17 protein-coding genes and 2 tRNA genes are annotated in these 19,180 nt (G+C 57.6%); 10 read left to right on the forward strand and 9 right to left on the reverse strand.

Features of this window, described 5'->3' with window-relative positions; all coding sequences use genetic code 11:
• Window positions 1–74 precede the first annotated feature (74 nt).
• Together AACX78_RS08965 and AACX78_RS08970 are read right to left on the reverse strand one after the other, a co-directional pair.
• Window positions 75–159, reverse strand: a tRNA-Tyr gene (locus AACX78_RS08965).
• Between the two features lie 54 nt (window positions 160–213).
• Window positions 214–298, reverse strand: a tRNA-Tyr gene (locus AACX78_RS08970).
• Window positions 299–423: 125 nt separating this feature from the next.
• Between AACX78_RS08970 and AACX78_RS08975 the strand changes: the two genes are divergently transcribed.
• A complete protein-coding gene (locus AACX78_RS08975; protein WP_159165985.1) occupies window positions 424–933 on the forward strand; it encodes a VC2046/SO_2500 family protein in 510 nt (169 codons plus the stop codon).
• Between the two features lie 101 nt (window positions 934–1,034).
• Here the strand turns inward: AACX78_RS08975 and hpf are convergent, their stop codons facing one another.
• Window positions 1,035–1,373: a ribosome hibernation-promoting factor, HPF/YfiA family gene (gene hpf, locus AACX78_RS08980; protein ID WP_005309768.1), complete on the reverse strand. Its 339-nt coding sequence runs from the start codon at window positions 1,371–1,373 to the stop codon at window positions 1,035–1,037.
• Between the two features lie 371 nt (window positions 1,374–1,744).
• Here hpf and AACX78_RS08985 point away from each other — a divergent pair, with 371 nt between their 5' ends.
• From AACX78_RS08985 to yciA, 5 genes are all read left to right on the forward strand, one after another.
• Window positions 1,745–4,243, forward strand: coding sequence for a putative bifunctional diguanylate cyclase/phosphodiesterase (locus tag AACX78_RS08985; RefSeq protein ID WP_159165986.1), 2,499 nt, complete (start codon window positions 1,745–1,747; stop codon window positions 4,241–4,243).
• Between the two features lie 103 nt (window positions 4,244–4,346).
• A complete protein-coding gene (locus AACX78_RS08990) occupies window positions 4,347–6,263 on the forward strand; it encodes a transglycosylase SLT domain-containing protein (RefSeq protein ID WP_059167696.1) in 1,917 nt (638 codons plus the stop codon).
• 179 nt (window positions 6,264–6,442) lie between these two features.
• On the forward strand, window positions 6,443–7,441 hold the full coding sequence (locus AACX78_RS08995; protein WP_034523272.1) for a LacI family DNA-binding transcriptional regulator: 999 nt from the start codon (window positions 6,443–6,445) through the stop codon (window positions 7,439–7,441).
• A gap of 260 nt (window positions 7,442–7,701) precedes the next feature.
• On the forward strand, window positions 7,702–8,514 hold the full coding sequence (locus AACX78_RS09000) for an NAD-dependent epimerase/dehydratase family protein (RefSeq protein ID WP_159165987.1): 813 nt from the start codon (window positions 7,702–7,704) through the stop codon (window positions 8,512–8,514).
• A 149-nt stretch (window positions 8,515–8,663) separates the two neighbouring features.
• Window positions 8,664–9,062: an acyl-CoA thioester hydrolase YciA gene (gene yciA, locus AACX78_RS09005; protein WP_159165988.1), complete on the forward strand. Its 399-nt coding sequence runs from the start codon at window positions 8,664–8,666 to the stop codon at window positions 9,060–9,062.
• A 6-nt stretch (window positions 9,063–9,068) separates the two neighbouring features.
• Here the strand turns inward: yciA and AACX78_RS09010 are convergent, their stop codons facing one another.
• Window positions 9,069–9,293 carry a hypothetical protein gene (locus AACX78_RS09010; protein ID WP_201302819.1) on the reverse strand — a complete coding sequence of 75 codons (225 nt, stop codon included), beginning with the start codon at window positions 9,291–9,293 and terminating at the stop codon, window positions 9,069–9,071.
• 111 nt (window positions 9,294–9,404) lie between these two features.
• Between AACX78_RS09010 and AACX78_RS09015 the strand changes: the two genes are divergently transcribed.
• Window positions 9,405–10,250 (forward strand): endonuclease/exonuclease/phosphatase family protein, encoded by an 846-nt coding sequence (locus AACX78_RS09015; protein ID WP_011898910.1) that lies wholly within the window; start codon window positions 9,405–9,407, stop codon window positions 10,248–10,250.
• 85 nt (window positions 10,251–10,335) lie between these two features.
• Here the strand turns inward: AACX78_RS09015 and AACX78_RS09020 are convergent, their stop codons facing one another.
• Together AACX78_RS09020 and gloB are read right to left on the reverse strand one after the other, a co-directional pair.
• Window positions 10,336–11,883 (reverse strand): lytic transglycosylase, encoded by a 1,548-nt coding sequence (locus tag AACX78_RS09020; protein WP_159165989.1) that lies wholly within the window; start codon window positions 11,881–11,883, stop codon window positions 10,336–10,338.
• 69 nt (window positions 11,884–11,952) lie between these two features.
• The gene (gene gloB, locus AACX78_RS09025) at window positions 11,953–12,717 is read right to left on the reverse strand and encodes a hydroxyacylglutathione hydrolase (RefSeq protein ID WP_159165990.1); all 765 of its coding nucleotides are present in this window, start codon (window positions 12,715–12,717) and stop codon (window positions 11,953–11,955) included.
• Window positions 12,718–12,788: 71 nt separating this feature from the next.
• On the opposite strand from gloB, the gene AACX78_RS09030 reads away from it, so the two are divergent.
• The gene (locus AACX78_RS09030; protein WP_005309825.1) at window positions 12,789–13,511 is read left to right on the forward strand and encodes a class I SAM-dependent methyltransferase; all 723 of its coding nucleotides are present in this window, start codon (window positions 12,789–12,791) and stop codon (window positions 13,509–13,511) included.
• On the opposite strand, the gene rnhA is transcribed toward AACX78_RS09030, so the two are convergent.
• On the reverse strand, window positions 13,499–13,963 hold the full coding sequence (gene rnhA, locus AACX78_RS09035) for a ribonuclease HI (protein WP_005309827.1): 465 nt from the start codon (window positions 13,961–13,963) through the stop codon (window positions 13,499–13,501). The genes AACX78_RS09030 and rnhA overlap by 13 nt on opposite strands.
• A gap of 75 nt (window positions 13,964–14,038) precedes the next feature.
• On the opposite strand from rnhA, the gene dnaQ reads away from it, so the two are divergent.
• Window positions 14,039–14,773, forward strand: a complete 735-nt coding sequence (gene dnaQ / locus AACX78_RS09040) for a DNA polymerase III subunit epsilon (RefSeq protein ID WP_021137882.1) — start codon at window positions 14,039–14,041, stop codon at window positions 14,771–14,773.
• The gene (locus AACX78_RS09045; protein ID WP_058395004.1) at window positions 14,770–16,026 is read left to right on the forward strand and encodes a TIGR03503 family protein; all 1,257 of its coding nucleotides are present in this window, start codon (window positions 14,770–14,772) and stop codon (window positions 16,024–16,026) included. Before dnaQ ends, AACX78_RS09045 begins: the two co-directional genes overlap by 4 nt.
• Window positions 16,027–16,084: 58 nt before the next feature.
• Here the strand turns inward: AACX78_RS09045 and AACX78_RS09050 are convergent.
• Window positions 16,085–17,439 (reverse strand): IS3 family transposase gene (locus tag AACX78_RS09050; RefSeq protein WP_159165991.1). Its coding sequence is split into 2 segments (ribosomal slippage): window positions 16,085–16,971 and window positions 16,971–17,439, totalling 1,356 coding nucleotides; the frame shifts between segments, so codons are not numbered across the junction.
• A 103-nt stretch (window positions 17,440–17,542) separates the two neighbouring features.
• Entirely contained in the window at window positions 17,543–19,060 is a 1,518-nt protein-coding gene (locus tag AACX78_RS09055; RefSeq protein ID WP_021137880.1) for an HD domain-containing phosphohydrolase, read from the reverse strand.
• Window positions 19,061–19,180 lie beyond the last annotated feature (120 nt).

The following is a 19,180-nucleotide window of genomic DNA, read 5'->3' on the forward strand; positions in this document are numbered from 1 at the left end:
GTGAGGGTGGGTCACACGACATCCTGATGGCCAGAAATGCGAAAACCCGGCGCCAGGCCGGGTTTTCTGAAGAGTGGTGGAGGGAGAAGGATTCGAACCTTCGAAGGCAGAGCCGTCAGATTTACAGTCTGATCCCTTTGGCCGCTCGGGAACCCCTCCACGGGGTATTGCATACGTTTATTGGCCTGACTTGCGTACTGGCTGCACTTGAAATGGTGGAGGGAGAAGGATTCGAACCTTCGAAGGCAGAGCCGTCAGATTTACAGTCTGATCCCTTTGGCCGCTCGGGAACCCCTCCACAAGTGCGAGGCGCATACTAACAGATCTTCTGTCGTTGTGAACCCCTTGGCGGGATTTTTCCTGCTCAAAGGATCCGATTTGCGGCCGATAAGCAATGAAACCACTATTTCCAAGAGTTATCTCATGTTACCCAGCGCGATTCGTGATCAGCTGTTGGTTGACGAGGCCCAGCTGGGGCAGCGTCTCAACCGTGATCTCCAGCACGGAGACAGGGCCGACTTTCGTCTGCACCTGGCCCTGCTGACCGATGCTGTAGAAGAGCAGCCCTGGTTCGATCCGATGCGGGTTTCCAAGCTAGATACCCGGGTCTGGCGCAGCCATTTTGAACTACCGGCCGTGACCCCCTTGCAAGGAGGCGAGGATGATGGGGGATCTGCGCACCTCAATGAGCAGTTGCAGCAGGGAGGATCCATGGTGGATGTGAGGCTTTGGCTGGCGCTGCGATCACCGCCTTTGCTCGGCCCGCAAGCTGCGCTGGATCCTGCCGTCTATGACAACCTCTCGCCCCTGGGTCGCGAGCGCTGGCAGCACAAGCTGGCGGATCAACCAAGGCGTGACGATCCCTTGCTCATGTTGCCAGTCCTCAATGCACTGCAAGAAGGGGTGGATACGCGCTTGCACTGGTTAAGTTGAGGGCAGCGGCACAAGCATGAAGGGGATCGTACAAAAGTCAGCATGCAAAAAGGCGGGAAGATCCCGCCTTTGAATTCAAATTGGTGTGATGTGATTGCGGATTATGCGTCGGCTTCGTCCGGCTGGGGGATTTCCTTGGCACTGGCCGCCGCACGACGGGCAATGGGTTTTTCGATGTGACGGGTGAGCTGACGCTCCAGCTTTTGCCCCAGTTCAGTGATGGCGGCGTAGAGATCCTCGTGTTCTGCCTGGGCAAACAGTTTGCCGTTGGGGATGCCAGCAGTGGCTTCAATGATGAACATCAGACGCTCTTTGGAGACAATCACATGAGGTGTGATGAGAGGCACCTGAAGACGTTCGAGCTTTTCAAAGCGGGATTCAATGCGCTCGCGGATAGCCGGGGTAATGTCGATGATTTTGCTGGTAATTTCGATTTTCATATTGGCCCCCTTCGGGTCGTCTTGCTTGTGTCTTCACCTTCAGATTACTCATGGGGGAATAATGAAATGTGATCTGGGTCACGAAATGGGCCCTTTACTATCACGGGACATATAAATTGTGATCTTTTCCCGTTCTGCACCAAAAAGCGCTTGAGCTCCATGAAACAGGCAGGCAGTATGGGAAAACTTGGATCGTTTCTGTCCCTTCTTGGCAGCGCCGCATGTCGACCTCATGTCCGGTTTCCACCGCTTAGTCTCGCATCTTTCGCACTTCCCGCCGCACCTCGTCATGCCGTAGTGCGACCTGTGAATGTGGGCGCTATCAAGTTATTCGGGCATTGAACGTGGTTGTTGTGGTGTTGGAGTAGTACATGAAACAGCAAGCCACTCAAATGATGTGGTTTTATGATCGACAACAGGAGCAGTGGAGCCTGTCCGATCATGCCTCTTACCAGCTTTGGCAAGGGGAGGGCGCACACCCCTGGGCCGGTCAGCTGGCTGCAGATGATGAACCCGGATTCTCCGATTTTCTCTCCAGACTCTATCACTCGCACCAACCGGCCCAGTTTATCGGCCATTTGAACGATGAAGAGGGGAGCGTGCGCCACGTGCTCTGGAGCGGTCAGTACATCCCCGCCCAGCAGGTTTGCTGTGGCTGGCTTGCGCCGCTCGATACCACCCGCAGCACCCCCTTGCCTGTCGAGTTATCCCAGCAGCTTCCTCTGTTGCAAGACCCCTTGCTGGCCCAGCTGGCCCAGGCCCTTTCCGCCAGAACAGGGCTCGATTTCTTCGATACCCTGGTCAATCAGCTTGCCCATATTCTGGTTGCGGATGCGGTCTGGCTGGCAGAGCGCACCGGCAGCGATCGCCTCAAGGTGCTGGCCTGTCACGGCATCGACCTCAAGGAGTACGAGCTCGCTGGCATGCCCTGTCAGCAGGTTTATCGGCGCGGTGAAGCCTGTGTGGTTACCCTTGAGGCCCATTGTCAGCTCAACCCCCAACTAAAGGCGGGGCAGCGTTATTACGCCCAGCCGCTGTTTGACCGAAATGGCCAGATCCTGGGTCATCTGGCCCTGCTTTTCTCCGGCGAGATTGAGATCCCCAATCTGGGCTCAGTGTTGACCATCTTCTCCGTGCGTATGGTGGCCGAGCTGGAGCGGCTGCAGAGCGACGCCCAGTTGCGGCTCTCTGCTGTGGCGTTTGAAACTCATGAAGGCATCATCATCACGGATCCTGATTTCAAGATCCTGCGGGTCAACCATGCCTTCAGCCAGATCACCGGTTTTGACAGCCAGCGGGTGATAGGTCTGCATCTGGGCAATGAGCTTTGGTCAGGGCTTGATGGCCTTGGTTACGAGCTCAATACCCTCAACCGCTGGCAGGGGGAGACTCAGCGCCTGCACCTCGATGGTCACACCTATCCCCAGTGGGAAATCGTCACGCCTGTGCAGGATGACAAAGGCGTTATCAGCCATTTCGTCATCTGCTTCGAAGACATCTCTGAGCGCAAAGCGGCTGAGCGCCGCATTCAGGATCTTGCCTATTACGACGAGCTGACCGGCCTGCCCAATCGCCGCCAGTTGCACGAAACCCTGGCGCAGGCATTCAGCGAAGCGAGCCGTGACAACCTGATCGGGGCCCTGCTGTTCATCGATCTGGATCACTTCAAGACCATCAACGACTCCCTCGGTCACGCTACCGGCGACTGGTTGCTCAAGGAGGTATCCAGCCGCCTCAAGCGATTGGTGCGTCAGGGGGACTGCCTGGCCAGACTCGGCGGTGACGAGTTCGTGCTGCTGCTGCCCTCCCTCTCGGCCAGCCCGCCTCAGGCGGAGATGCAGGCCGACCTCATCGCCGAGCGGCTCATCAGCGAGATTGCTGCGCCTTACAACCATGGTGTGCAGGTGCTGCACATAGGTGCCAGCGTCGGTATTACCCTCTTTCCTGGGCGTGAGCAGGGGGTGGATGACTTGCTCAAGCAGGCTGATACCGCCATGTATCAGGCCAAGTCGGCGGGCCGCAAGACCCGGCGCTTCTTCGATGCCTCCATGCAGCAACAGGCGGATCGTCGCTTGCTCATTCATAACGAATTGCGCAATGCCTTGAGCCAGCAGGAGCTGACGCTCTATTACCAGCCCCAGCACATGGTGGAGGGAGGTGACATCATAGGCGTTGAGGCGCTGATCCGCTGGCAACCGCCGGGGAGGGCACTGGTCTCACCCGCCGAGTTCATTCCCATTGCCGAGGAGACGGATCTCATCGTCGACATCGGCAACTGGGTGCTGCACGAGGCGTGCGCCCAGTATGTGCTGTGGGAGGAAAACGGCATCCATATCCCCCAGCTGTCGGTCAATGTGAGTGCCAAGCAGTTCCATGCCACCGATTTTGTCGAATGCATTCACGACGTACTGGCGGCGACCGGCATGGACCCCGCCTGCCTGAATCTGGAGATCACCGAGTCGGTGGTGCTGGGGCATGCGGAAGACACCATCAGCAAGATGAGCGAGCTCAAGGCCATTGGCATCAGCTTCGCCATCGATGACTTCGGTGCCGGCTACTCCTCCCTGAGTTACCTGAAACGGCTGCCGGCCGATGAGCTCAAGATCGACCGCTCCTTCATTCAGGACATTCCCAAGGATGGCGACAACATGGCCATCGTCGAGGCTGTCATCGCCATGGCGCGTCACATGGGGTTCAACGTGACGGCAGAGGGGGTGGAGTCCCGCCAGCAGCTGGAGTTCCTGCAAGCTCAGGGCTGCCATTTCTATCAGGGTTACCTCGCCTCCAAGCCGCTGCCTGTGCCCTATCTGGAGCGCTATGTCCGGCGTCTGACCCACAACGACCATACCTGTGTGGTGGCAGAAAAATAGTATGGTGGGCGAGCTGTAGCCCTTGATGTTAACGGGTAGAATGAGTGGACATGACACCACCGCCAGCGGGCGGTGGCATTGCTGCTCAATGGAGACGTCTTTGGTGAAAGCCGTGCAGGGAATCATATTATCGGCGCTGTTCGTGCCAGGACTTCTGATGCCAGTCGCGGCACAGACAATGGATCAGTCCCTCTATCGTCAGGCTTATGACGCGGTACGTGCCAACGATCAGGCTCGTTTCCAGCAAATTCGTGCCCGTTTGACCCATTATCCGCTGTTGCCCTATCTGGATTATTACCAGTTGGCCTTTCGGCCCGGGGCGGCAGACTATGACAAAGTAACCCGTTTCATTCGCGAACACGGCGATACGCCGCAATCCAATCGCCTGGAGCGCAGCTACCTGACCCATCTGGCCCAGAGCCAGCAGTGGTCCCAGTTCCTGCGCTTCTACCCGGCCAAGCCTAGTTCCACCGATCTGCTCTGCATGCACTATCAGGCCCGCTACTACACGGGACAGCAGACCCAGGCCTTGCAGGAGGCGGGCAAGCTCTGGTTGAGCGGCCAATCCCGTCCCGATGCCTGTACCCCTTTGTTCCAGCTCTGGCAGCAGGCCGGATTGCGCACTCAGGAGAAGGTCTGGACCCGCATGACCTTGGCGTTTGAAGCGGAAAACCCCAACCTGATCCGCCACCTCGGTGCCCAGCTCGGCAGCGGCATGCAGCCTTATGCAGACCAGATGATCGCCTTGTTCGAGCAGCCTGCAAGGGCGATGAATCCGGCTTATTTTTCCACGGCAGCGCCCTCCCGGCGCCTGCTGTCACTGGGACTGGCCCGTTATGCCAATCAGCAGCCCGAATCCGTGTTGCGCCAGCTTGCGCAAGCTCGCTCCCGCTTTGGTTTGACGCCAGCCGAGGTGGCTCCGGTGGAGCGGGCTGTGGCCCGTCGCCTGCTGCTGGATCGATCCATTTCCCAGCGCAGTTGGGTGGATGCCACTGTCGTGCGGCTCGATGACCCGGATCTGTTGGAGCTCAGAGCCCGCCTTGCCATCTGGGAACAGGACTGGCGCGGCCTCTCCGGTTGGGTCAAGCGCATGCCGATGGCTTTGCAGAAAGAGGACCGCTGGCGTTACTGGCTGGCCCGCTCGCTGGAAGTGCAGGGGCAGAAGAAACCGGCGCGGGATCTCTATCTGGAAACAGCCAACTTGCGCGGCTTCTATGGCTTCATGGCGGCTCAGCGTACCGGCGTACCTTATCGCATCAAGAACCAGAGCGCCGGCACCAAGGTGCCTGACTGGCGTACCGCAACTCACCGCTGGCCCTTCCTGCTGCGGGTGCGTGAGCTGCTGGACATGAACGAAATCACGGCGGCGCGCGCTGAGTGGGTCCACAACATGGATCGCAACCCGGTTGCCCAGCGCATCGAGTTCGGTCATATAGCGCTCAATCAGGGCTGGCATGAGCTGGCTATTCTGGCCAGCATCCGCGCCGAAGCCTGGGATGCGATCGAGTTGCGTTTTCCCAAACCCTACAAGCAGACCTTCAGCCAGATGGCGCGGGAGCGCTCGGTCGATATGAGTCTGCTTTATGCGGTGTCGCGCCAGGAGAGCGCTCTCTACCCGCGGGCAGAATCGCCGGTGGGGGCGCGCGGCCTGATGCAGTTGATGCCGGGTACCGCCAAGGAGACAGCCAGCAAGCTGGGGGTGCCTTATCGCAATCCCGAGCAGTTGTTCGAGCCTACCCTCAATGTCAGGTTGGGGAGTGCCTACCTCAAGCGCTTGCTGGATGTGTATGACGGCAACCGTATTCTGGCGACGGCGGCTTACAACGCCGGGCCGGGGAGGGTGAAACGCTGGCGGGAGCAGAGCCGCAATCGGCCAATGGATGTCTGGGTCGAGAGCATCCCCTACAAGGAGACGCGCAACTATGTGCAGAATGTGCTGTCGTTCGATCTCATCTACCAGCACAAGCTGCAACAGCCGCTGCGCTTCATGTCTGAACGCGAGCTGAGTCACGCTTATTGAGACGGCAGCCGCCCTGGCGGCTGCCCAATTCCCTTTCCTTCCCCAAAATGGTTATTATCCCACAAGGTTTTGTTACAAAAGGAAACCTGTCAGGTGATCGGGCGCCACGTCTTGGTCTGACAGGTTCGATATAATCGCCCGATCAACACAGACAGGCTTCCCCAACAAAGGAATTGATAGTGGCAACGATTAAAGACGTTTCTCGGTTGGCCAATGTGTCCATTTCAACTGTGTCGCGGGTGATCAACAACACGGCACAAGTGGCACCAGAAAAGCGTGTGGCCGTATTGGCGGCCATGAAGGAACTGAATTTTCGTCCCAACAGTTTTGCCCAGGCGCTGGTCAGCAAGCGATCCAACTGCATCGGCGTACTGGTAGGGGACCTGTGTGGTGGCCCCTTTTTCGCCCAGATGATGCGCGGCATCGAGACCATGGTCGACAAGGCGGACAAATTCACCATCGTCATGTCCGGCAACCATGATGCGGCACGTGAGCGTCATGCCATTCAGGCGCTGCTGCAGCGCCAGTGCGATGCCTTGATTTTGCACAGCAAGGCACTGCCGGACGAGGAGCTGAGCGAACTGGTGGCAGGCAATACCCCAATCGTCTTCATCAACCGACAGGTACCGGGTGCAGAGGATCGCTGTGTCTGGCTGGATAACCAGGCCGGTATCACCACCGCGTGTCAGCATCTGCTGGATGCCGGGCATAGCAAGATTGCCTTCGTGACCTCGGATGACGAAGAGTTTGTGGATGGCTTGCAGCGGATGGCGGGTTACCGCTACGCCCTGCAACGGGCGGGCATTGAGCTGGATCCAGCGCTGATTGGCCGTGCCTTCGCCGATGAAAATGGCGGTTATGTGGCCATGGGCGAGCTGCTGGAGCGGGGCGTAGAGTTCACTGCCGTGCTCGGTTTCAACGACGCCATGGTGGCGGGAGCCATCTCCTGCCTGCTGGAGCGTGGCTACAAAATCCCGCAGCAGATCTCTGTGGTGGGTTTTGATGACATCCCTTATGCCCGTTACATCTACCCCAAGCTCACGACAGTGCGCTATCCCATCGAGGAGATGGGTGGCCGCGCGGCCGAGCTGGCCTTGCGTCTGCTGGATCACAAGCCGGTTGACGGACTGACGCTCAAGTTCGAAGCAGAACTGGTCAGTCGCGAATCTGTCGCCTGATGAGATGAAATTGGCCCTGAATGGGCCAATTTTTCACTGACTCCGCATTAAAAATTGAAACCGTTTTCAGAAATCCTTTTCAACTGTGATCCGCTTCAAAGCTTTTTGGCCAGCCTGCCACTAGCATAGGCCCCACGAATTAGGAGCCTGCGCTCCCGATTTTCCCGCTGTGGGAGGTAACTGGTCAATCCAGCTATTTCCTTCGTTACTTTCGACGGTCATCATGGATGGCCGTTTTTTTTTGCCAGGATTTTTTGCCAATGACAACAGAATGCAGGAACCAGACGGGAATAGTGGGAGCCGGTTGGCTGGGGTTGCCGCTGGCGCAGGCGTTGCAGGCGCAAGGCAAGGCCGTGGTAGTGACGGTCAGCTCGGCCGAGAAGGCCGAGCGCTTGACCGCCGAAGGCGTGAAGGCCTGGCCGCTGCAATTGTCGGCCCGGCTGGATGTTTTGCCGCTGGTCTGCCGCGAGCTGGTGATCTGCGTGCCACCGAGCAAGACGGAGGATTACCCTGCGGCCATCGCCCGGTTATGCCAGCTGGCAAAAGCTGCGGGTGTGCAGAGAGTGCTGTTCGTCAGCGCCACTTCGGTATGGGCGCCAGGGCAGGGGGAAGGGGAGCAGCCCAGACCCGGCCACGCCAGAGGGGAGCGAATGCTCGCTGCCGAGCAGGCTGTGTTGACCGCCGGTTTTGAGTGCGCCATGGTGTTGCGCCCCGCCGGTCTTTACGGCCCGGATCGCCATCCCGGTCGTTTTCTGGCGGGCAAGACCCTCGATGGCGGAGCCCAAGCGGTAAACCTGGTGCATCTGGAGGATGTGGTGGCGGCCTGTCAGCTGATGCTGGCGCACGCAGAGAACGGGGATGCCTATAACCTGACTGCTCCCGTGCATCCGCGCCGCGAGCAGTTCTATCCATTTGCGGCTCGCCTGCTCGGTTTGCCGGCACCCAGCTTCATCGAGCCAGCCGGGACCTTTGCCCCCATCGAGGGCCAGCTTATCTGCCAGCGTCTCGGTTTTAGCTACCGCTGGCCCGATCCGGCCCACTGGTTTGCCGAGCAGGCCGCACTGGGTCACTGAGGCTGCCTCGCCTTCGTTCAATTGTGTTTCCCTGCCGGGTAACATGCGGCTCCAAAGGCCCATTTTGGCTGAGAACGCAGGGCAATTGAGGTTTGCCAAGGCGGGGCTCGCCCCCTATCATGCCGCCATTCATGATAGAGAGAGCGGTAATGATGATAGATACAAAACGTCACCCTGACGGGGAACTGTTGCTGAGAACCCTGGCGATGCCAGCCGATACCAACCCCAATGGCGATATCTTCGGGGGCTGGATCATGTCCCAGATGGATATAGGTGGGGGCATCATGGCCAAGGAGCTGGCAAAAGGACGTATTTGTACCGTTTCCGTCGAAGGCATGACCTTTCACAGCCCGGTCAAGGTTGGTGATGTGGTGTGTTGCTACGGGCGTTGCCTGAAGATTGGCCGCAGCTCCATGCGTCTGAAGCTGGAGGTCTGGGTCAAGCCGGTGCTGCGTGCAAACGAGGCCCAACGTTACTGCGTGACCGAGGGGATTTTCACCTATGTTGCCATCGACGAGCAGGGTAAATCCCGTCCGGTACCCATCTGATCCGGCTCAGACAAGTCGGGCGTTGATGATGGATATTTCCTGCTCAAAGCCGGTTTTTTGCCGTATCATGCGTTCCAGCATCTCTTCCGAGCCGACACACTGCTCGGTGTCGAACAGGCAGAGATCGCACTTGGGATCCCGTCTGATCTGATAGACGGTGGAAAGCTCCACTTGATGACAATTTCCTTGTTGATCATAAAATGTCACGCGGTACTGGTGCTGTCTCGCCATCGTTGAATTCCTTCTGGATGAGCCTGGCCGGACACGAGCTATGAGCCTAGTCGGCAGCGGTGACGTTTGTGATGGTCATGACACAATGCAGAGGCAGGTGGTTGTTAGCCAATGAAAAATAGTTATCGCATTCTGGGTACGTCGCTGTTGACGTTGGGGTTGGTTGGCTGTTTCGAGGTACCGGATCAGGATCATATGATCACGGCGCAGGGCATCATTCCCGGCGTCAACTGCCAGAAGCCGCCACTGGTGGCGCTGGCCTCCACCGCCTTGCCCCGCGAGTTTGGCATCACAGTCTGGAACCTCTACAAGGGTCAGCGTAAAAACTGGCGCGAGGGGCTGGACGAGTATGCCAAATCCCAGGATCTGGTGTTGTTGCAGGAGTCGGCGACCCGTCCGGACATGCTGGACTGGCTCAAGGCCGGTGAGTTTCAGTGGCAACAGTTGCAAGCCTTTACGCAGGGCGGCGTTTCATTTGGCGTCATGACGGTCGCCAAAACGCCACAGGCCTTCGTCTGCGGCGTTCGTTCCCCCGAGCCTCTGCTACGCATTCCAAAATCTGGTCTGGTCAGCCTGTACCCCTTGCAGGGCGATCCTGACGGTGTGCTGGTGGTTAACCTGCATGCAGTCAACTTTGAACTGGGCATGGCCACCTTCCGCGAACAGCTCAATGACCTGACGGCTCTCATTCGCCGTCATCAGGGGCCCGTCATTCTGGCCGGGGATTTCAACACCTGGAGCGACAAGCGGGAATTCTGGTTGAACAAGCTGGTGGGGGAGCTGGGGTTGCAGGAAGCCATTCCTGTGCCGGATCTGCGCCGTACCGCATTTGGCCGTCCGCTGGATCATCTCTATTACCGCAATCTGGATCTGGTGGAAGTGAGCAGCCCGGCCACCGATGCCTCGGATCACAATCCCATCATGGCGCGCTTTTCGGCCCAGGCCATCACTCCCTGATGGATGTTCCCGGATAAGAGCAGCAAGACTTGATAAAAAAACACCCCGCACTTGGCGGGGTGTTTTTTTATGGAGTGGTGAACAATCAGCTGCTGTTCTTCACGAACAGGGTCAGTTCCTGACCCGGCTTGAGATAGTCACTCTTGCCGAGCTGATTCCAGCGCATCACATCCATTACAGCAACCTGAAAACGGGTGGCAATGGCGGAGAGAGAGTCACCACGGCGTACCTGATAGACCATGGACTTGTTGCTGCTCTTGCCCTGCTTGGGCCAGATCACCAGCTTCATGCCGGGTTTCAGGGACGATTTGGCATTGAGACCGTTCCACTTTGCCAGCTCGTCATGATTGACCCCGTGAGCTTGGCTGATGCTCCAGAGGCTGTCACCGGAACGCACCTTGTACTGGAGCTTGCCCCCGCTGCGCTTGGCGACTTGCTGCGGCTTGCTCTGAACGGCCGGACTGACACCAGACTTGCTGCTGCCGGTCGGGATCATCAGGGTCTGGCCACGGCGCAGATTGTTGCCACGCAGGTTGTTGGCCAACTTGAGCTGTTGCACGCTCACCCCGTTGTTCTGGGCGATGCGGGAGAGGGTATCGCCACTGACGACCTGATAGGAGCGAGTGCGGATACGCTCGCCCTGTGGCAGATCAGCCAGCGCCAGCTCCAGGGTATCGGCATATTCGACCGGTACCAGCAGCCGATAGGGGCCCTGGGGAGACGTCGACCAGCGGCTCAGGGCCGGGTTGACCTCTTTCAGCTGAGCCGGACGCAAGCCCGCCAGCTGAGCCGCCACGTTCAAGTCGATCTGGCCTCCGGTATTGACCACCCGCAGCTGCGGTTTGTTGGCCAGTACCGGCAGGGTGACATTGTAGTTGTCCGCATTGCGGATCATGTCAGCCATCGCCAGGATTTTGGGAACATACATCCGGGTTTCGCGCGGCAGATCGAGAGACCAGTAATCGGTGGGACGACCGGCCTTCTGGTTGCGCACAATGGCGTTTCGCACGCGCCCTTCACCGGCATTGTAGGCAGCCAGAGTTTGCAGCCAGTCGCCATCAAAGAAGCGGTTCAGGTACTCCAGGTAATCCAGCGCGGCATTGGTAGAGGCCAATACATCGCGTCGGCCGTCATACCAGCTGTCCTGGCGCAGACCGAAGTTCTTGCCGGTCGCAGGCACGAATTGCCACAGGCCGACCGCATTGCTGCGGGAGCGGGCGTGGGGATCGAACATGCTCTCGATCATGGGAATGGTAATAAGCTCCATTGGCAGCTCACGCCGTTCGATTTCCTCTACCATCAGATACAGGTAGGGCTCAGCCCGGCTGGCAATGGTCGCCAGATGCTTATCGTTGCGCAGTAACCAATCACGCTGTTGGCTGACACGGGCATTGTCCTGTGGTTCAAACTGCATATCATCGCTGATACGCACCCACAGGTTATCCGTGTCATCCAGTGCGTCGATCTGTTCGTCACCGAACAGGAAGCGCGTCGAATGTTTTTTATACGCTTTTTTGTTGACTTGGGGGGACTTGATCGGCTCGATTGCCGTTAGCGCCCGGTCATCCTGATGGCTCAGGTTTTGGCAGCCGCTGAGAAACAGCGCCGCCAATAAGGCCGTTCGTACCTTCATCTCGCTCAGGTCATCTCTTGAAAAACAGCTGGCATCATAAGGGGCAATGGCCCCCTGATCAAGGTTCGTTCAAAAAACGTCCTTCCAGCTGCGCAGGACGGCGAAGGTATCCTCTGGATTTTCCAAGCATTTTAAGGCGTGTTTTTCAGCAGAAAATTTCACGGAATCCTGCTCGCAACGCAGAAAAACGTTGAAATCACGCTCATCGCCCAGGCGAGAAGGGAGACTCGGCAGGCCCTGCTGGCGCAGTTTGCTGATCATGCCGATCCGCTGCTGGATCGCCTTGTTGTCGGGCTCGACTGCGTAGGCGAAGCGCAGGTTGGAGAGAGTGTATTCGTGGGCACAATAGATGAGGGTGTCGTCGGGCAGGGTCGCGAGCCGCTGCAGCGAGTCATGCATCTGGGCCGGGGTACCTTCGAACAGGCGACCGCAACCGCCGGAGAAGAGCGTATCACCGCAAAACAGCATGCCATGGCCGTGGTAGGCAATATGGCCATGGGTATGACCGGGCACATGAATCACATCCAGGCTCAAACCATGCCAGTTGATCTGATCCCCGTCATCGAGCCACTGACCATGGTGATCGGGCATGGGGTCATGTTTGGGGCCATACAATCTGGCATGGGGGAAATGCTTGAGCAGGGCGGTGACGCCGCCCACATGATCCTGGTGGTGGTGAGTCAGCAAGATGGCATCGAGCTGCAAGTCCAGGGCAGCCAGCCGATCCTGCACGGGGGCCGCATCGCCCGGGTCGACCACCAGGCAGTGATTTTCGTGTCTGATCAACCAGATGTAATTGTCGGTAAAGGCAGGAACTGTGATAACGGTATACATGAGTTAGCTTCTCTTTAGGGAGGGTATCTTATATAACTGGATGGCGTTCGCACCCCAAGTTGAGCCCCATTATGCAGTTGGCACGTACCGAACAACAAATCGAGGTCCCGACCAGCTGGTCGGCGTTACCCATGGGGGACTGGGTGGCTGCCGAGATCCAGGAGCGGCTCGATAGCTGGTGCCCACATCTGTTTGGTTATCATCTGCTTAAAGTGGGCGCCCTGAGCGCCGAGCTCTCTTGCGGTTGCTCTTCCATTCGTCACCAGATAGGGGTGGCGACCAGTGGCCGCTTGCTGGATATCAAGGGCGATCCGCTGGCCTTGCCGGTACGCACCGGCAGTGTGGATGCCTGTCTGCTTGCCCATTGCCTCGATTTCTCGCCCGATCCCCACCAGGTACTGCGTGAAGCAGAGCGGGTGCTGACCGACGATGGCTGGCTCATCGTCAGCGGCTATAACCCGCTCAGTCTGGTCGGTATTGGTCATTGTCTGCCTTTCCTGCGCCAACGTCTGCCCTGGTCGGCACGAATGTTCACCCCGGCACGGGTCACCGACTGGTTGCAACTGCTCGGTTGTGAGGTGATGTTTGACGAACGCTTCGGCTATTCGTTCATGGGCAAACAGAGCCGGATCGGCTGGTGGCGGGAGAGTGTGGGGCGGGATTACTGCAGACCGTTTGCATCCGTCTATGTAATAGCGGCGCGCAAACGGCGTTTTCCGCTCATCCCGGTGCGTCGTCGCTGGCGTTTGCCTGAGTCGATAGCTGCACCGGGCATGGCACGTCAGGGCTGGTAGCCGGTATCTTCGGCGAGTTCTTTGCCGCTGGCGGCATCGCGCGCCAGTTCATCGCAGCGTTCGTTCTCGGGGTGACCCGAGTGCCCCTTGACCCAGAGCCACTCGATCTGATGGCGGGCCACTTCGGCATCCAGCTCTTTCCAGAGATCGACGTTCTTGACCGGCTGACGATTTGAGGTCATCCACCCCTTCTTCTTCCAGCCGATGATCCATTGGGTGATCCCCTGGCGCACATACTGGCTGTCGGTGGTAAGCCGTACCTGGCAGGCGGCATTGAGGGTACGCAGCCCCATGATGGCGGCCATCAGCTCCATCCGGTTATTGGTGGTCAACCGAAAACCGCCGGAAATCTCCTTGCGGTGATCGCCATAGACCAGGACGGCGCCATAGCCACCCGGGCCGGGATTACCGAGGCAGGAACCATCCGTGTATAAATCAATGTGTTTTAACATGAGCAATCGATCTTTTTTAGCGTGAGTCTTGGGGTAAACTAGCGGGTAAGGCCGAAGTTTGACATAGATTGGATCATGAACACACCCCAACTGAATCGCCAGATCATTCTGGATACTGAAACCACAGGTATGAACACAGCCGGTGGCCCCATCTATCTGGGACACCGCATCATAGAGATTGGCTGTGTGGAGGTGATCAACCGCAAGCTGACCGGTAATCACTACCACGTCTATATCAAGCCGGATCGGCTGGTGGATCCCGAGGCCATCCAGGTACATGGCATCACGGATGCCTTCCTGGCGGACAAGCCCTCGTTCAGCCAGATCGCCAACGATTTCATCGAGTTCATTCGTGGCGCCGAGCTTATCGCCCACAACGCCCCCTTTGACGTGAGCTTCATGGACTATGAGTTCGGCAAGCTCGGGCTCAACTTCAAAACCAGGGATATCTGCAGCATCACGGATACCCTGGCGATGGCGCGGGATCTTTTCCCGGGCAAGCGTAACAACCTGGATGTGCTGTGCGATCGCTACGGCATAGACAACTCTCACCGCACCTTGCACGGCGCCTTGCTCGATGCGGAGATCCTGGCCGACGTTTACCTGCTGATGACGGGTGGCCAGACCAAGCTGAATCTGGCCACCGAAAGCAGTGAGAGCGAGCGCAATCAGGACACCAGCATTCGTCGGCTGGAGAGCAATCGTCCGCCGCTCAAGGTAGTGCGCGCCGGCGCCGATATCGAAGCGGTGCACGAGGCCAGGTTAGACCTGGTCCAGAAGAAGGGAGGTGCCTGCCTGTGGCGGCAATGAGCAAGCTATGGAGTGGCCTGCTGCTGTTGACCTCATTGACGGTCACGGCCAACGAGGTGTTTGCCCCCTCTGACATTCCACTGCTCGATAATCGCTTTCGCATCGATTATGGCGTGAAGGAGATTACCTTCATCGTCACGCGCAAGCCGGGCACCTCCTCCGTGATCCTGGTGCGACCCGATGGCAGCAAGCTCTATGTCGGCAAGGTCACACCACCCGAGGTGGGCTGGTTGGCGCTCAAGGACCATGATCTCATCACCATTCGAGATCCCATGCCGGGTCCTTGGCAGGCCATCGGCGAGGTAGACCCTGACAATCGGGTGCGGATCCTGTCGAACATCAAGCTTGAAACCGAGCAGTTGCCGACCCAGCTCTATCAAGGGGAGGTGATCAAACTCAAATCCTGGCTGTTGATTGACGATGCGCCGCCCAAAGACGGGTATTACCTCACGGATCTCGGCATGACGGTGAAGTTGCAGCGTTTCAACGATGATACCCAGCAGGGTGAGCCCATTCTGGATGAAGTGCTTGGCCACTACCTTGATGATGGCAAGGGGCTCGACGAGGTGCCGGGAGATGGCGTCATGACCGCCGAGGCTCTGCTCGATGTTCCGGCCGGCAAGTATCGGGCTTTGTACAGCACCGGCAATCAGGTCTTCTCCCGGGCCAGGTCTCAGGATGTCCTTGTCTATCCGCTCCCCGTCAACTTCACCTTGACGCCCCCGTCACAAGAGGTCGGTGCCCGGCTCTCTTTTTTGATCGACGGCGATGAGCTGGATCCCGCCTCCGTGGTCGTCAAAGGCAAGGCGATGAACACGACCAATGAGAGTCTGCCTTTCAGTGCTGTGGCAACCGGGTTCAAAGTCGAGGTGGATCTGTCGGCGCTCAAGGCGGTTGGTCAGTATGAGGTGAGTGCGACTCTGTTTGGGACAACCCGGTTGGGCCGCGAGATCCAGGTCATACTGCCGGTCAAATCGTTCAATATTTTCCCCGTGCAGGCGGCCCCCCCTCCGGTTACACCTGTGGCATCGGTTGCGGTACCGACCCAGGTCAAGTTTGAGGAAAAAGAGAGCAGCGGCTGGTTGATATGGTTGCTAGGCGGGGCAGGGATACTGGTTGTCCTGCTCGGCGGGGTGGGATTCATCTTGCTGCAAAAGCGCCGTGCGATGAAGAAAGCGATGGCCGCGCACAAGGCTGAAAGCGAAGGGGCCAAACCCGAGGCCAAGCTGGACCTGAACCTGCCCGAACAGTAACGAGCAGGCCTTCACTAAAAAGCCGCCTGTTTGAAGTGAACCCCATTTATTGGACACGTTAGCTGGCGGATGACATGGTCTGAGTTCGGTACTGTACCGGGCTCAGGCCGTTTAGTTTTACTTTGATCCGTTCATGGTTGTAGTAGTGGATGTATTCATCTACTGCATGCTTCAATTTCTCTGTATCTTCGTACTCTTCGTTAAACCAGCATTCGCTCTTCAGCAGCCCGAAAAAGTTCTCTACCACCGCATTGTCCAGGCAGTTCCCCTTGCGTGACATGCTTTGCTTCACGTCCCTTGACGATAGCCTCGCTTGATAGCTCGCCATCTGATATTGCCAACCTTGATCCGAGTGCAGCACCGGCGCGTCTCCTGGCTGTAATGTCGCCAGGGCTTCATCCAACATCTTGTCCACCAACAGCATTCCTTGGTGCGTTGCCATGTGCCAGGCGATGACCTCGCTGTTATACAAGTCCAACACGGGCGACAGGTACAGCTTCTGCCCTTTGAGAGTGAACTCCGTCACATCGGTGACCCATTTCTGGTTAGGGGCATCGGCGTGAAAATCGCGCTGCAAGAGGTTCGGTGCGATATGGCCGTATGTCCCCTTGTACGAGCGATATCTCTTACGGCGCAGGTTCGAGGCAAGGTCCTGTTTTCGCATGAGCTTACGCACGGTTTTATGGTTGAGAGGGTACCCCTCATTGCGCAACGCCAGGGTGATCCGCCGATAACCATAGCGCCCCTTGTGGTGATGAAACAGCGCCTTGACCCGTTGCGCTTCATGCTCATAGGTCACTGTTCTGGTACCCGATTTCACCTGCCAATAGAAGGTGCTGCGTGGCAACCCTGCGATATACAGCAGAATGGCCAGCTTATGGTCCTGCCTTAGCCCGGAAATGACGTTTGCTTTTTCTGCTGCTTTTCCCGAGCCAAGGCATGCAGTTTTTTTAGATAGGCGTTCTCCGCACGCAGGTATTCGAGCTCTTCCTCGGCACTGTGGAACGTGGGATAGGGGGCGGTGAGCGGTTTGCCGGGTGGTGTCTTCCCTGAAGTCATGGCGCGTTCTCTGCGTTTATCACGAAGGGCCATGATACCGCCTTCACGATAAAGACGCGCCCACCGGCTGACGGTGCAGGCCGCGGCGATCTTGAACGTTGCGGCTGCCTTGCGAGAAGAAGCGTTATTTTCCTTCATCCAAAGCAGCACCTTCAGTTTGAATGGTGCGCAATAGGCTTTGGTTGTGATGGTCAAGCCATGGTCGCCACTGGCTTTCCAGTGCTCGGTCCAGCGACGAACGGCGCCATGATCGACGCCAAACAGTGCTGCCGTTTTTTTGGCACCGTCATGGCCGTTGAGATAATGGAGAGCAACCTGACGTTTAAAGTCGGTCGAGTATTTTTGCTTTCCCATATAAACGAAAACCCCTACTCGTTGGGTGTCCAACTTTCGGGGTTCACTTCATGTTGAGGCGGCTTTTTTATATGCGGCAGTTGGTGCACGGGTGTGAAAGGGGTCAATGATCCCCGACGTAGATATCCTTGTGCTGATCGCGGATCTCGAGGAACTTGTCCAGATTGGCCAGCATCAGCTCCACCAGTTGGGGATCGAAGTGCTGTCCCTTCTCTTCTTCTATCAGCGCCAGTACCTTGTCCAGCGGCCACGCCTTCTTGTAGCAGCGATCCGACCCGAGAGCATCAAACACGTCGGCCAGCGCCACGACTCGTCCCTCCAACGGAATATCGTCTCCCTTGAGACCGCGGGGATAACCGCTGCCATTCCACTTTTCGTGGTGGTTACCGGCTATGGTGGCACCTATCTGGAACAGGGCCAGGTCGCTGCCGGAGAGCATGTCCTGCCCCAGTTGGGCATGGGTCTTCATGATCTCCCACTCTTCCGGTGTCAGTTTGCCTGGCTTGTGCAAGATGGCATCCGGGACCCCGACCTTGCCGATATCGTGCAGGGGAGAGGCGCGCTTGATGAGCTCGCTCTGCTCCTCGCTCATGCCAAGCAGCTGGCAGAGCAGCTCAGTGTAGAGGGCGACCCGTTTGACGTGCAGGCCGGACTCCTTGGAGCGGGTTTCCACCAGCTCGCCGATGCGATAGATGATCTCGCGCTGGTTATCTGCAATGACCTCGTTGAGCCGGATGTTCTCCAGCGCCACTATGATGTTTTCGGTAAACAGGCTCAGCAACCCCATGTCCATCTGGCTGAGCTGACGGGTGGTTTCGATGTGAAACAGCAGGTGATGGCGGGGATTCTGACAGTAGAGCACCATCTGGTTGCCATCATAGACGTTGGCGCGATTGGTCATGGCCTGACGCAAAATAGCAGGAGCATCGACAAGCCGCACGGACGGGTGGCCGGGCAGCAGAGGCTCCAGGATCTGATCCCTCACCTCATAGGCAAGCTGCTTCACGTCATAGATCTGGGACTCTTCCAGATTGAGCAGAGCGCTGAGCTGTTCCTGCGCGCCCTCGACAAACTGGCGTAGAGCCCGTTTTTCGAAGATCCCCTTGGAAGCCTCAATGACCTTTTCCAATCCCTGGCGATTGCTCTCGAGGGTGCGGATGTCGCGGTATGAACGCAGGCTGGCCCGCAGCAGGGTACGCAGCTTCTGGGAGGTGAGCTCTGTCTTGTCCTTGTAATCGTTGATGTCGTAGTTGGTGACCACATCATCTTCCGGCGCTTGCCCCGGTTGCCCGGTTCGCAGCACGATGCGCACCATCTTGTTTTGCAGATCTTCGCGCACGAATTTGACCACATCGAGACCGGCGTGATCGACTTCCATGACCACGTCGAGCAGCAACAAAGCTACGTCCGGGGTCTTGGCGAGCAACTCCTTGGCCTTGGCAGCTGAATAAGCATGCAAAAATTCAATGGGTTTGTTATCGAATTCAAACTTGCTCAGGGTGATCTTGGTGATGCGATGCACTTCGGGCTCATCATCCACAATCATCACCTTCCATCCAGCTTGCTGCTGTTCCTGAAGGGGCAGATCGTCATCATCAATAATCAGGATTTGGTCATCCATCATGCAATCCTGTTTGGGATCCTGTGCTTACATTAACTTCTTCACTAAGGATAGGAAACTTATTGAGAAATAAAATTTGATCTGTGAAATCTCTTTGTTGTCATCGTGATCCAGGTCCAT

Source organism: Aeromonas sp. 9A, from assembly GCF_963900955.1.
GTDB classification, from domain to species: Bacteria; Pseudomonadota; Gammaproteobacteria; order Enterobacterales; family Aeromonadaceae; genus Aeromonas; species Aeromonas salmonicida.